Source organism: Limnohabitans sp. MORI2 (assembly GCF_027925025.1).
Taxonomy (GTDB): domain Bacteria; phylum Pseudomonadota; class Gammaproteobacteria; order Burkholderiales; family Burkholderiaceae_C; genus Limnohabitans.
Genome location: NZ_AP027058.1, coordinates 124,800 through 137,696, shown reverse-complemented (window position 1 = coordinate 137,696; position 12,897 = coordinate 124,800). Strand labels below are relative to the sequence as shown.

The window sequence follows — 12,897 nt, the reverse complement described above, 5'->3', positions numbered from 1 at the left end:
TTCAGACTTTCTGTCTTGTTCGCGTCCTGAGCCCTGCCTACACTGCGTTCCATCATTGACAAACAAGGCCTCGCCATGACACACACCATCGCCCATTACGTTCAAGGCGCCGCATTTGCCGGCAGCAGCACCCGCCACCAAGCCGTGACCAACCCCGCCACCGGTGCGCTCACTGGCCAAGTGAGCTTGGCCAATGTGGCCGACGTCAACGCCGCCGTGGCATCGGCCCAAGCCGCCTTCCCCGCTTGGGCCGACACCTCGCCCCTGCGCCGCGCCCGCATCATGTTCAAGTTCTTGGAGCTGCTCAACGCCCACAAAGACACCTTGGCCCACATGATCACCGCCGAACACGGCAAGGTGTTCACCGACGCCCAAGGCGAAGTAACCCGTGGCATTGAGATTGTGGAATTCGCCACCGGCATTCCTCAGCTTCTCAAAGGCGACTACACCGAACAAGTCTCCACTGGCATCGACAACTGGACCCTACGCCAGCCCCTGGGCGTGGTCGCTGGCATCACGCCCTTCAACTTCCCCGTCATGGTGCCCATGTGGATGTTCCCGGTGGCCATTGCCACGGGCAACACCTTTGTGTTGAAGCCAAGCCCCTTGGACCCATCGCCGTCGCTCTTCATTGCCGAATTACTCAAGCAAGCCGGTTTGCCCGACGGCGTGTTCAACGTGGTGCAAGGCGACAAAGAAGCGGTGGACGCCTTGTTGGTTCACCCCGATGTCAAAGCCATCAGCTTTGTGGGCTCCACGCCCATTGCCAACTACATCTACGAAACCGGTGCACACCACGGCAAGCGTGTGCAAGCCTTGGGCGGCGCGAAAAACCACATGGTGGTCATGCCCGACGCCGACATTGACCAAGCGGTAGACGCCTTGATCGGCGCCGCTTACGGCTCCGCAGGAGAACGCTGCATGGCCATCAGCGTGGCGGTGTTGGTGGGCGATGTGGCCGAGCGTTTGATGCCCAAGCTCACCGAGCGTACCAAGGCCCTCAAAGTCTTGGACGGTGAAAACCTCGCTGCCGAAATGGGCCCCATCGTGACCGACGCTGCACGCCAACGCATCACCGGCTACATCGATGCAGGCGTGGCCGAGGGCGCTCAGCTGTTGGTTGATGGCCGCCACTTCGACGGCGCGAAAGCCGGCAAGGGTTGCGACCACGGCTTTTGGCTGGGCGGCACCTTGTTCGACCATGTGACCACCGACATGAAGATTTACAAAGAAGAAATCTTTGGCCCTGTGCTGTCATGCGTACGCGTGCCCGACTTTGCCAAAGCCGTGCAAATCATCAACGACCACGAGTTTGGCAACGGCGTGAGCTGCTTCACCCGCGACGGCAACGTGGCCCGCGAATTCAGCCGTCGCATTCAAGCGGGCATGGTGGGCATCAACGTGCCGATTCCTGTGCCCATGGCTTGGCATGGCTTTGGTGGCTGGAAGCGTTCGCTCTTTGGTGATATGCATGCGTATGGCGAAGAGGGTGTGCGCTTCTACACTAAGCAAAAGTCCATCATGCAACGCTGGCCCGAAAGTATTGGCAAAGGCGCAGAGTTTGTGATGCCCACATCGAAGTAACACCCACGAGACAAGCCCATGAGCGACACGCAGTTTGACTACATCATCGTCGGCGCAGGCACTGCGGGTTGCTTATTGGCCAACCGCCTGAGCGCCAACGCCAGCAAACGCGTGTTGCTCATTGAGGCGGGTCGCAAGGATGATTACCACTGGGTACACATTCCCGTGGGCTACCTCTACTGCATTGGCAACCCGCGCACCGATTGGCTGTACAACACGGCACCCGATGCGGGCTTGAATGGTCGCAGCTTGCGCTACCCGCGCGGCAAAGTGTTGGGCGGTTGCTCCAGCATCAACGGCATGATTTACATGCGCGGACAAGCGCGTGATTACGACCAATGGGCCGATATCACGGGCGACGCCCGCTGGCGTTGGGATAACGCTTTGCCCTACTTCAAGCTGCACGAAGACCACTACCTCGGTGCCAACGCCTTGCACGGCGCCAAAGGCGAACGCAGCGATGTGCTGATGGCGGATACCACGGTCTATGGCGAAACCTTGCGCCACCATAACGCGGGTGGTGAATGGCGCATTGAAAAACAACGCCTGCGCTGGGATGTGTTGGACGCCTTTGCGAAAGCTGCCGTACAAGCGGGCATTCCCGCCACCGATGATTTCAACCGTGGCAGCAACGAAGGCGTAGGCTACTTTGAGGTCAACCAAAAGAGCGGTTGGCGTTGGAACACGGCCAAAGCGTTTGTGCGTCCCACCTGTTACCCACGCCCCAACTTTGAGCTGTGGTCATCCGCGCAAGTGGCCAAGCTCGTCATGCAGACCGAGGCCGATGGCACACAACGCTGCACAGGCGTGGAAGTGTGGACAGGGCATGGCTACGTCACCGTCACCGCCAAACAATCTGTCGTGCTGAGTGCAGGGGCCATTGGCACGCCACAAATCTTGCAGCTCTCGGGCCTTGGCCCAGCCGATTTACTCAAGCAACACGGCATCGAACCGGTCATTGACTTGCCAGGCGTGGGCGCCAATTTGCAAGACCATTTGCAAATTCGCTCAGTCTTCAAAGTGCAAGGCGTCGCGACACTCAACACCCTGGCCAATAGCTGGTGGGGCAAAGCCAAGATCGGTTTGGAATACGCCTTCAAACGCAGCGGCCCCATGAGCATGGCGCCCTCACAACTCGGCGCCTTCACCCGCAGCAGCCCTGACCAGCCCTATCCCAACATTGAGTACCACGTGCAGCCCTTGAGCTTGGATGCGTTTGGCGAGCCGCTGCACAACTTCCCCGCCTTCACGGCCAGCGTGTGCAACTTGAACCCCACCAGCCGCGGCAAGGTCCACATCACCAGCCCTAAATTTGCTGATGCACCCAAGATCGCGCCCAATTACCTGAGCACTGAAGCCGACCGAAAAGTCGCCGCCGACTCGCTGCGCGTGACACGCCGCATTGCCGCGCAACCTGCTCTCGCCAAATACAAGCCCGAGGAGCACAAACCCGGCGTGCAATACCAAACCGATGAAGACTTGGCGCGCTTGGCTGGCGACATCGCCACCACCATCTTTCACCCTGTGGGCACCGCGCGCATGGGCCGCATGGACGACCCAATGGCCGTGGTCGACCCTGAATTGCGTGTGCGCGATGGACGCGGCGGCGTGGTGCGCGGCTTGCGCGTGGTCGACGCCAGCGTGATGCCCACCATCACCAGCGGCAACACCAACAGCCCCACCTTGATGATGGCCGAAAAGGCCGCGCAGTGGTTGGCACATGAAGCCGAAGCTGGCTAACCTGCTACGCCTAGGGTTAGCCCTCAAGGGAATGTCCTAGGCAATTCCAATGGTCATTGCAATTACATTCTTATCACTCGAAACAGCGCCAGCGCTGTGACTACGAGGGTCTGAGGAGACATAAACAACAGACGCTTCCACAGGAACGTCACCCCGAAAAGGCACCGGTCACCCCGGTGCCTTTTGCTTTGTGGCGCCGCCACAACTCACGCCACAATCCCTGCATGGAACTTTTCTTCACCACCTTTGCCTCAGCGTTTGCAGGCTTTGTGGACTCCATCGTTGGCGGTGGCGGACTCATCTTGCTACCCGCCTTGTTTGCGGCTTACCCCTCCACCACACCCGCTACTTTGTTTGGCACCAACAAAAGCGCATCCGTCTGGGGCACCGCATTTGCCACTTGGCAATACAGCCGCCGCATCCATGTGCGCTGGTCATCCTTACTACCCGCCGCCGCCGCCACCATGTTGGCGTCCTTTGCGGGTGCTTGGTTGGTCACGCTGGTTTCGCCAGAATTTTTACGCCGCCTGCTTCCTGTCGTACTGGTGGTGGTGCTGATCTATACCCTCATGCGCAAAGACATGGGTCGCCACCATGCACCGCGATTTAGTGGGCGAACAGAACTATGGGCCACCTCCACCATCGGTCTGACGATCGGTTTTTACGATGGTTTCTTTGGGCCGGGCACAGGCAGCTTCTTTGTGTTTTTGCTGGTGCGGTGGCTGGGCTACGATTTTCTGAATGCCTCGGTGGCCGCCAAACTGCTTAACCTCTCTAGCAATATCGCTGCACTGACTTTATTCACCATGAAAGGCCACGTCTGGTGGCACATGGCGCTGCCCTTGGCCATGGCCAATGTGGCGGGTAGTTTATTGGGCACACGGATGGCTTTACAACATGGCGCAGGCTTTGTGCGCGGCATGTTCATCGCCGTGGTGAGTGCGCTGATTTGCAAAACCAGCTACGACGCGTTTTTACGTTAGCGCGCACCGCTGGCTGCAGGCTTCACAGCAGCAGCCGCGCTCGCCGCAGAAGCGGCTCTTTCTGCGGCAGAGGCAGCCACCACAGGCTCTTCAACCGCCAACTCTGCTGCCTTAGGCGGCCAAGGCACGCTCGCAACGGCGCGAGGCTTACCGATCGGACGGGTGGCTTGCCCCTTTTGCACAGCCTCAATGTCTTCTTGTGAGGGGTACTGTCCCATGATCACGAAGTCAAAAACACGGCGGGCAATCGGGGCTGCATTTTGCGCACCAAAACCGGCGTTTTCCACCACCATGGCCAACGCCACCTTGGGGTCATCCGCAGGTGCAAATGCAACAAACAAGGCGTGATCGCGCATGCGCTCGTCAATTGTCGAGGCGTTGTATTTTTCGTTTTGTTTGACCGTGAAGACCTGCGCAGTCCCAGTCTTGCCGGCGCTCACATACTGCGCCCCAATGAAGCTGCTGGCAGAGGTTCCTTCAATGTTCACGCCGATCATGCCCTTTTTGATCACTTCTAAGTTCTCGGGCGACAAGGGCAATTGCGCGACGGGCTCTTTGGCCACCAAGGTCGATGCTTTGGTTTCGACGTCCACCACTTCACGCACCAAGTGAGGCTTCATCTTCAAACCGTTGTTCGCCACCGTGCCCATGGCATGCGCAATTTGCAGCATGGTGAAGTTGTTGTAGCCCTGACCAATGCCCAGCGAAATGGTTTCACCTGAGTACCAACGTTGTTGCTCGGGCTTTTTGTAGGTGGTGCGCTTCCACTCTGTGGAGGGCAACACGCCTCGGGACTCACCCAAAATGTCAATGCCTGTGATCTGACCAAAACCCAAAGGCTTCATTTGGTCATGCATCAAGTCCACGCCCATGTCTCGCGCCAGCGTGTAGTAATAGGTGTCGCAAGACTCAACGATCGACTTATACATATCGACCGAGCCATGCCCGCCTTCTTTGTCGTCACGGAATCGGTGATTGCCGAACATGAAAAAACCCGGATCAGAAATGATGGTTTTTTCCGCGCGCTTGCCCGTTTGCAAAGCCGCCAAAGCCATGAATGGCTTGTAGGTAGAGCCTGGAGGATACGTGCCGCGCAATGCACGGTTGAGCAACGGTTTGTCGATGGATTCGTTCAGCGCCGCCCAGTTTTCCGAATCAATGCCGTCCACAAACAAGTTCGGATCAAACGTGGGCTTGCTCACGAAGGCCAGCACTTCGCCTGTTTTTGGATCTAATGCCACCAAGGCGCCGCGGCGCTTGCCATACAGGTCTTCCACCAGTTTTTGCAACTTGATGTCGATGGACAACACCACGCTGTTACCAGGAATCGCTTGACTGCTGTTGAGGCGACGCACGGCGCGGCCTCCCGCAGACGTTTCCATTTCTTGCACACCCGTGGTCCCGTGCAATTGCTTTTCGTAGCTTTGCTCAACGCCGAGTTTGCCGATGTAGTCGGTGCCACGATAGTTGCCTGCGTCTTCAGACTCTTCGATCTTGCCTTTTTCGGCTTGGTTGATACGCCCGATGTAGCCAATCACGTGACTGGCTAACTGGTTGTACGGGTAGTTTCGGAACAACCGCGCACGAATCTCAACGCCGGGGAATCGGTAGCGTTGTGCCGCAAAACGTGCCACCTCTTCGTCTGTCAGGCGGTTGCGAATAGGCACCGATTCAAAGCTCTTCGATTCACTCAGTTGCTTTTTAAAACGGCGTTTGTCACGCGGTTGAATGTCAATGACGCTTGAGAGTTGCTCAATCACCTCTTCCAGCGGCGCCGTCACTTTGGAAGCCGTGATCTCCAAGGTGTAGGCGGAGTAGTTGGTAGCCAAGACAATGCCGTTGCGATCCATGATGACACCGCGGTTGGGCACGATGGGCACGATGGCTGTACGGTTGTTTTCGGCTTGCGCATTCAACTCGTCGTAGCGCACCACTTGCAGATAAAACAAACGCAGGGCTAACAAGGCAAACAACACCAAGATCGCGCCCGTCACGACCACCATGCGCGACCTGAACCGTCGCAGATCGGACTCGATGTCGCGAATTACCCTCATAGCGGTCGGTTCAAATCAGGGTTGGGTGCACGGCGCTGAGGCGCCAACAACAACACGCTCACCAAGGGCCACAGCAAGGCCTCTAGCAAGGGCGCCAACATAAGACTCCAACCGGGAAAGAGCGCGCCCGACATCATGCGCACCATCAGCTCTAAAGCATGCGCCACAAGAAACAACGGCAAAACTTGCATGGCCTGCGAAGGCACCGTGAACCACAAGAGCCGACGATGCACCATCACCGCCATGAAGCCCAACGCTGTGTAGCTCAAAGCATGCTGTCCAAGCAACGCCGCTTGGTGCACATCGGTGGCAACGCCAAAGAAAAAGGCGATGCCAATGCCCACCAAGCGCGTCTGGTGCACACACCAAAAGACCAGCACCAAGGCCAAGAAGTCAGGCATCCATGCCGCGTTGCCGACTAGGCTGATGTTCACCACCATGTTGGCAAACAACGCCGCCAGCAGCGTGAACAAAATAAACAAAGGATTGGCAGGCAACAACAATTGTTGGCCACGCGGCATGATCATTTGCGACCTCCTTTGTGCGTGGCCACCGGTTGCGGCTTTTCAATTTGCGGGCGCGGTGGCAATTGATCTGACAAAGGCTCAAGCACCATCACATGCCGCGCACCTTGAACTCGGCCCACGGGCTCACACAAAATGCGCGCAAAAGCTGTTTCGGCACGGCGCTCGACTTTGGTGACTTTGCCCACCAAAACGCCCGCAGGGTAAATGCCATCCACACCGCTGGTGGACAACATGTCGCCCACTTCAATGTCAGCGTTGGTGGCCATGAAGCGCAGCTCTAGCAACGGTGCGCCGCCTGATTCGCCATAGGCCACGCCGCGCGCACCGGTACGGGTGTTGAGCACAGGAATCGAGTGTTCGCGGTCCGTCACCAAGGTCACCTCGCTCACGAGCGGCAACACATGCGTGACTTGCCCCAAAATGCCATGCTCGTCCATCACAGGCGAGCTGGCCTTGATGCCATTGGCCATGCCTTTGTCAATGATGAGCTTTCGGGTGTAGGGATCGGCTGCGTCGTACAACACCTCGGCCGCAATGCCTTTGGTCTCCAAGCGCTTGCTCAGGCTGAGCAATTCACGCAGCTGTTTGTTTTCCAGCGCCAGCTGTTCGACTTGCCCTGAGCGACGGGCTTGCACCAACAGCTGTTGACGCGCCTCGCGCTCAGACGCTTGCGCCACATCACGCGCTTCAAAATATTCTGTGGAGTATTCAGCCAGCGCCTGTGGACGCATGGCCAGCCATTGAACGGGATACAACGCCACAGACAAAGCTGCGCGCAAAGGTTGGGTCACCCCAAAACGCACATCGGCCACCATCAACAGCACCGATAAGGCGCTGAAGAAAAGTAATTTGGAGACGGCTGAAGGGCCTTGCTTGAAGAAGGCCGGTGGGGTGCGGTCGAGGGTGCCCAGTGGCACTTAATTATTCGCTTGTGAAGATGGAGCCCAAACGCTCCATGCGCTCGAGGGCCAAGCCGCAACCACGCACCACGCAGGTCAGTGGGTCTTCGGCCACCAACACTGGCAAGCCAGTTTCTTCGGCCAACAAGCGGTCCAAGTCACGCAACAACGCGCCACCGCCGGTGAGCATCATGCCGCGTTCGGCAATGTCTGCGCCCAATTCGGGAGGTGTTTGCTCCAATGCGTTTTTGACAGCAGACACGATGTTGTTCAGAGGGTCTGTCAACGCTTCCAAGATTTCGTTGGAAGAGATGGTGAAAGAACGTGGCACGCCCTCAGAGAGATTGCGACCCTTGACTTCCATTTCCTTGACTTCAGAGCCAGGGAATGCAGAACCGATTTCTTTCTTGATGGCTTCAGCGGTTGGCTCGCCAATCAACATGCCGTAGTTGCGACGGATGTAGTTGATGATGGCTTCGTCAAACTTATCGCCACCCACGCGCACGCTACCTTTGTAGACCATGCCACCCAAAGAGATCACGCCGACTTCGGTGGTACCGCCACCGATGTCAACCACCATCGAACCAGACGCTTCCGACACAGGCAAACCTGCACCGATGGCTGCGGCCATGGGCTCTTCAATGAGGTACACCTCTGAGGCGCCAGCGCCCAAAGCAGATTCGCGAATCGCACGACGCTCCACTTGGGTTGAGCCGCAAGGCACGCAAATGATGATGCGAGGGCTGGGCTTCAACACCGAGCGGGGGTGCACCATCTTGATGAACTGCTTGAGCATTTGCTCAGTCACGGTGAAGTCGGCGATCACGCCGTCTTTCATGGGACGAATGGCTTCGATGTTGCCGGGCACTTTGCCCAACATAGCCTTGGCTTCATGGCCAACGGCTTGAATGGTCTTCTTGCCTTGGGGTCCGCCTTCGTGGCGAATGGACACCACAGAAGGCTCGTCCAACACGATGCCTTTGTCGCGCACGTAAATCAGGGTGTTGGCGGTACCCAAGTCAATCGCCAAATCGGTCGAGAAATATCGACGGAAAGATCCAAACATGTCTGTCCTCTAAGCTTGCCCGCGGGCGCGGACACAAAGGCGAGATAATACCGCATCGCCCATAAACCTTGGGTTTTTCCCTTACTAAAGTATGTCCCTCAACGACCAAGACATTCAGCGCATTGCCAATTTGGCGCGCCTAGAGCTTCAACCGGACGAACAAGCCCGCATGCTCAGCAAAATCAACGGTTTTTTTGACATCGTCGAGCAAATCCGCGCTGTGAATACCGATGGCATCGTGCCCATGGCACACCCCGTGGACGCCATGCGCGACCACCCCGAAATGGCCCTGCGCCTGCGCCCGGACGTGGCCAGCGAACCCAACAACCGTGACGCCAACCAACAAAGCGCCCCCGCCGTGGAGCGTGGCTTGTTCTTGGTTCCCAAAGTGATTGAGTGAGGCCACGCACATGACCCAAGCATTGCATGACCAAAGCGTCACCCAACTCGCCGCCGCACTGGCGCACAAACAAGTCAGCGCCACCGAAGTGGCCCAACACTTCTTGGCCCGCGCCAAGGCCGACACCACCGGCTCGTTTTTGGCCTTGAACGAAGAAGCCACACTGACCCAAGCCAAAGCCGCTGACGCCCGCATTGCCGCTGGCACAGCGGGCCTGCTCGAAGGCGTGCCACTGGCGCACAAAGACGTGTTTGTCACCCAAGACTTCCCCACCACCGCGGGCTCCAAAATTTTGCAGAGCTATCGCTCGCCGTTTGACGCCACCGTGGTGGCCAAACTCGGCACAGGCGTGAACGGCCAAGGCGGCGCAGGCATGGTGACTTTGGGCAAGGTCAATTGCGACGAATTCGCCATGGGCTCGAGCAACGAAAACTCGGCCTACGGCGCGGTCAAAAACCCTTGGAACACTTCGCATGTACCTGGCGGCTCATCGGGCGGCAGCGCAGCCGCCGTGGCCGCTCGTTTGGCCCCCGCTGCCACCGGCACCGATACCGGCGGCTCGATTCGTCAACCCGCCAGCTTTTGCGGCATCACCGGCATCAAGCCCACCTATGGCCGCGCCAGTCGCTACGGCATGATTGCCTACGCCTCCAGCCTCGACCAAGCCGGCCCCATGGCCCGCAGCGCCGAAGACTGCGCCTTGCTGCTCTCGGCCATGTGCGGCCCCGACTTGGACCGCGATTCCACCTCGCTCGACGTCCCCGCTGAAAACTTCTCCGCCAAGTTGAACGACAGCTTGGCTGGTTTGCGCATTGGCATTCCCAAAGAGTTTTTTGGCGACGGTTTGTCTGCCGATGTGCGCACCGCGATTGACGCTGCACTCAAAACACTCGAAGCCCAAGGCGCCAAGCTCGTGCCCATCACGCTGCCGCGCACCGAGTTGGCCATTCCCGTGTACTACATCATCGCGCCCGCCGAAGCCAGCTCGAACCTGAGCCGCTTTGATGGTGTGAAGTTTGGCCACCGCGCCAAAGACTACACCGACCTCGTGGACATGTACAAAAAGACTCGCGCTGAAGGCTTTGGCGAAGAGGTCAAGCGTCGCATCATGACCGGCGCATATGTGCTGAGCCACGGCTACTACGACGCGTACTACCTGCAAGCGCAAAAAATTCGCCGCATGATTGCGGACGACTTCCAACGCGCCTTTGCCGAGTGCGATGTGATCGCTGGCCCCGTCGCCCCCACCGTGGCGTGGAAGCTGGGCAACAACGCGGCCGACCCGCTGGCCGACTACTTGGCCGACATCTTCACCCTGCCCGCGTCGCTCGCGGGCCTGCCAGGCATGAGCCTGCCTGTGGGTTTTGGCGAAGGCGGAATGCCTGTGGGCATGCAGCTCATTGGCAACTACTTGCAAGAAGCCAAGCTGCTCAACGTGGCACACCAGTTCCAACTGAACACCGATTTCCACCTCCAAAAACCGGAGGGCATTTGAAATGACCGCTAAATTAGTTCAAGGCTACGAAGTCGTCATCGGCTTTGAAACCCACGCCCAGCTTTCCACACAAAGCAAAATTTTCAGCCGCGCGCCGACTGCGTTTGGCGCCGAAGCCAACACCCAAGCTTGCGCCGTGGACATGGCCCTGCCCGGCACGCTGCCCGTGATGAACGTGGGCGCTGTTGAACGCGCCATTGAGTTCGGCTTGGCCGTCAACTCGCACATCGCCGAGCGCAGCATCTTTGCCCGTAAAAACTACTTCTACCCCGACCTGCCCAAGGGCTATCAAATCAGCCAATTTGAAATTCCGGTGGTGCAAGGCGGCGAGGTGTCGTTCTTCTTAGAAGAAGGCAAAGAGACCGTGCACAAAACCGTGCGCTTGGTGCGCGCCCACCTCGAAGAAGACGCGGGCAAATCGTTGCACGAAGACTTCATTGGTCAATCCGGCATCGATTTGAACCGCGCTGGCACCCCGCTCTTGGAAATCGTGACCGAGCCCGACATTCGCTCCAGCGAAGAAGCCGTGGCCTACGCCAAAGAGTTGCACAAAATCGTGACGTGGATTGGCATTTGCGACGGCAATATGCAAGAGGGCTCTTTCCGCTGCGACGCCAACGTGTCGGTGCGCAAGCCAGGCGAGCCCTTGGGCACGCGCCGCGAAATCAAAAACTTGAACAGCTTCAAGTTCATGCAACAAGCCATCGACTTTGAAGTGCGCTGGCAAATCGAACAAATCGAAGACGGCCACGCCATCGAACAAGCCACCGTGCTGTTTGACCCCGACACAGGCGAGACCCGCGCCATGCGCACCAAAGAAGACGCCGCCGACTATCGCTACTTCCCCGACCCTGACCTGCCCCCGCTGGTCATTGGCCGCGATTGGGTGGAGCGTGTGAAGGGCGACATGGCCGAGCTGCCGCGCGTGATGGCTGAGCGCTTCGTCAAAGACTACGCGCTGCCTGAATACGACGCGACCTTACTCACACAAAGCAAAGCCACCGCGGCCTACTTTGAAGCGGCGGCCAAAGCCTGCGGTCAACCCAAACTGGCCAGCAACTGGATCATGGGCGAAGTCTCACGCCGTTTGAACAGTGGCGAAGTGACGTTTGACAACATCCCCGTCAGCGCTGCACAACTGGGCGCGATGATTGCGCGCATCCAAGACGGCACGATCAACAACAACTCGGCCAAGCAAGTGTTTGAGGCGTTGTGGAACGGCGAGGGCGAAGTCGACGCCATCATCGAAGCCAAAGGCTTGAAGCAGATGAACGATACCGGTGAGTTGGAAAAAATCATCGACGAGGTGTTGGCCGCCAACCCCAAGAACGTCGAAGAGTTCAAAGCGGGCAACGCCAAAGCCTTGAACGGCTTGGTCGGCCCCATCATGAAGGCCAGCAAGGGCAAAGCCAACCCCGCCCAAGTCAACGCACTGCTGATGAAGAAACTGGGATAAGCCATTTCCTCAGAAGCCACACCACCCACCCCAGCGCCGCACAGTGCGTTGGAAGATCTGCAAGGTTTGCTCACGGGCTGCTTGTTTGTCGCGTTGGGGGTGTGCTTGTTTCGTGAAGCTTCCCTGTTCACCGGCGGCACCACAGGTGTGGCGTTCTTGCTGCATTACTTAGCAGAGCTGCCATTGGGCGCGGTGTTGTTCACCATCAATCTGCCGTTTTACGTGTTTGGCTGGCAGCGACTCGGCCATGCGTTCACTTTCAAAACATTTGCAGCTGTTGGCCTACTCTCCATCTACGTCGAGCTGCTGCCTCAATGGATTGGGTTTTCGCATTTAGAACCCACCTTCGCCGCCGTCATGGCTGGCCTGCTGGTCGGGACTGGCATTTTGATTTTGATTCGCCACGGCGCCAGCTTAGGCGGCGTCACCATCATGGCGGTGTATTTGCAAAAGACTCGCGGCTGGCGTGCAGGCCATGTGCAAATGGCCATTGACGCCTGCATCTTGCTCACCGTCTTTGCGCTAACCGATGCACACAAAGCACTGCTGTCACTGCTCGGTGCCTTTGCTTTGAATTTGGTGATTGCCGTAAATCACCGCGCTGACCGTTATTACGGCGCCTAATTAAAAAAATAATTCATCAGCTGTCCTCTCACACGGGAAATGGCGCGTTAGATGTAACTATTTTCTTAA

At 57.9% G+C, this 12,897-nt stretch carries 11 protein-coding genes; 7 read left to right on the top strand and 4 right to left on the bottom strand.

All coding sequences use genetic code 11. The features are described 5' to 3' along the window. Positions 1 to 75 precede the first annotated feature (75 nt). The 3 genes from QMG27_RS00635 to QMG27_RS00625 all read left to right on the top strand — a co-directional run bounded on the left by QMG27_RS00635 (position 76) and on the right by QMG27_RS00625 (position 4,307). Positions 76 to 1,584 carry a CoA-acylating methylmalonate-semialdehyde dehydrogenase gene (locus QMG27_RS00635; protein ID WP_281812117.1) on the top strand — a complete coding sequence of 503 codons (1,509 nt, stop codon included), beginning with the start codon at positions 76 to 78 and terminating at the stop codon, positions 1,582 to 1,584. Between the two features lie 18 nt (positions 1,585 to 1,602). Continuing rightward, positions 1,603 to 3,324: a GMC family oxidoreductase N-terminal domain-containing protein gene (locus QMG27_RS00630; protein WP_281812115.1), complete on the top strand. Its 1,722-nt coding sequence runs from the start codon at positions 1,603 to 1,605 to the stop codon at positions 3,322 to 3,324. A gap of 224 nt (positions 3,325 to 3,548) precedes the next feature. Continuing rightward, the gene (locus QMG27_RS00625; RefSeq protein WP_281812113.1) at positions 3,549 to 4,307 is read left to right on the top strand and encodes a TSUP family transporter; all 759 of its coding nucleotides are present in this window, start codon (positions 3,549 to 3,551) and stop codon (positions 4,305 to 4,307) included. Here QMG27_RS00625 and mrdA read toward each other — a convergent pair. From mrdA to QMG27_RS00605, 4 genes are read right to left on the bottom strand one after another with little or no spacing between them, the layout of a single operon-like run. Continuing rightward, a complete protein-coding gene (gene mrdA / locus QMG27_RS00620; RefSeq protein ID WP_281812111.1) occupies positions 4,304 to 6,361 on the bottom strand; it encodes a penicillin-binding protein 2 in 2,058 nt (685 codons plus the stop codon). The two genes, QMG27_RS00625 and mrdA, sit on opposite strands and share 4 nt — an antisense overlap. Next, positions 6,358 to 6,888 carry a rod shape-determining protein MreD gene (mreD, locus tag QMG27_RS00615; RefSeq protein ID WP_281812109.1) on the bottom strand — a complete coding sequence of 177 codons (531 nt, stop codon included), beginning with the start codon at positions 6,886 to 6,888 and terminating at the stop codon, positions 6,358 to 6,360. Before mreD ends, mrdA begins: the two co-directional genes overlap by 4 nt. Then, positions 6,885 to 7,805, bottom strand: a complete 921-nt coding sequence (gene mreC, locus QMG27_RS00610; RefSeq protein ID WP_281812107.1) for a rod shape-determining protein MreC — start codon at positions 7,803 to 7,805, stop codon at positions 6,885 to 6,887. The genes mreD and mreC overlap by 4 nt, the downstream gene beginning before the upstream one ends. 4 nt (positions 7,806 to 7,809) lie before the next feature. Then, entirely contained in the window at positions 7,810 to 8,853 is a 1,044-nt protein-coding gene (locus QMG27_RS00605) for a rod shape-determining protein (protein ID WP_108283556.1), read from the bottom strand. Between the two features lie 91 nt (positions 8,854 to 8,944). Here QMG27_RS00605 and gatC point away from each other — a divergent pair, with 91 nt between their 5' ends. The 4 genes from gatC to QMG27_RS00585 are packed head-to-tail and all read left to right on the top strand — an operon-like array spanning position 8,945 to position 12,828. Further along, positions 8,945 to 9,253, top strand: a complete 309-nt coding sequence (gene gatC / locus QMG27_RS00600; RefSeq protein WP_281812104.1) for an Asp-tRNA(Asn)/Glu-tRNA(Gln) amidotransferase subunit GatC — start codon at positions 8,945 to 8,947, stop codon at positions 9,251 to 9,253. A 10-nt stretch (positions 9,254 to 9,263) separates the two neighbouring features. Continuing rightward, positions 9,264 to 10,748, top strand: coding sequence for an Asp-tRNA(Asn)/Glu-tRNA(Gln) amidotransferase subunit GatA (gene gatA / locus QMG27_RS00595; protein WP_281812103.1), 1,485 nt, complete (start codon positions 9,264 to 9,266; stop codon positions 10,746 to 10,748). 1 nt (position 10,749) lies between these two features. Further along, positions 10,750 to 12,204 (top strand): Asp-tRNA(Asn)/Glu-tRNA(Gln) amidotransferase subunit GatB, encoded by a 1,455-nt coding sequence (gene gatB / locus QMG27_RS00590; RefSeq protein ID WP_281812102.1) that lies wholly within the window; start codon positions 10,750 to 10,752, stop codon positions 12,202 to 12,204. Positions 12,205 to 12,252: 48 nt separating this feature from the next. Continuing rightward, positions 12,253 to 12,828, top strand: coding sequence for a YitT family protein (locus tag QMG27_RS00585; RefSeq protein ID WP_281812101.1), 576 nt, complete (start codon positions 12,253 to 12,255; stop codon positions 12,826 to 12,828). Positions 12,829 to 12,897 lie beyond the last annotated feature (69 nt).

Bases quoted from the DNA above. Each gene is read 5' to 3' on its own strand.
- mreD (WP_281812109.1), bottom strand. From the start codon at position 6,888: ATGATCATGCCGCGTGGCCAACAATTGTTGTTGCCTGCCAATCCTTTG.
- gatC (WP_281812104.1), top strand. From the start codon at position 8,945: ATGTCCCTCAACGACCAAGACATTCAGCGCATTGCCAATTTGGCGCGC.
- QMG27_RS00605 (WP_108283556.1), bottom strand. From the start codon at position 8,853: ATGTTTGGATCTTTCCGTCGATATTTCTCGACCGATTTGGCGATTGAC.
- gatB (WP_281812102.1), top strand. From the start codon at position 10,750: ATGACCGCTAAATTAGTTCAAGGCTACGAAGTCGTCATCGGCTTTGAA.
- QMG27_RS00625 (WP_281812113.1), top strand. From the start codon at position 3,549: ATGGAACTTTTCTTCACCACCTTTGCCTCAGCGTTTGCAGGCTTTGTG.
- gatA (WP_281812103.1), top strand. From the start codon at position 9,264: ATGACCCAAGCATTGCATGACCAAAGCGTCACCCAACTCGCCGCCGCA.
- QMG27_RS00630 (WP_281812115.1), top strand. From the start codon at position 1,603: ATGAGCGACACGCAGTTTGACTACATCATCGTCGGCGCAGGCACTGCG.
- QMG27_RS00635 (WP_281812117.1), top strand. From the start codon at position 76: ATGACACACACCATCGCCCATTACGTTCAAGGCGCCGCATTTGCCGGC.
- mrdA (WP_281812111.1), bottom strand. From the start codon at position 6,361: ATGAGGGTAATTCGCGACATCGAGTCCGATCTGCGACGGTTCAGGTCG.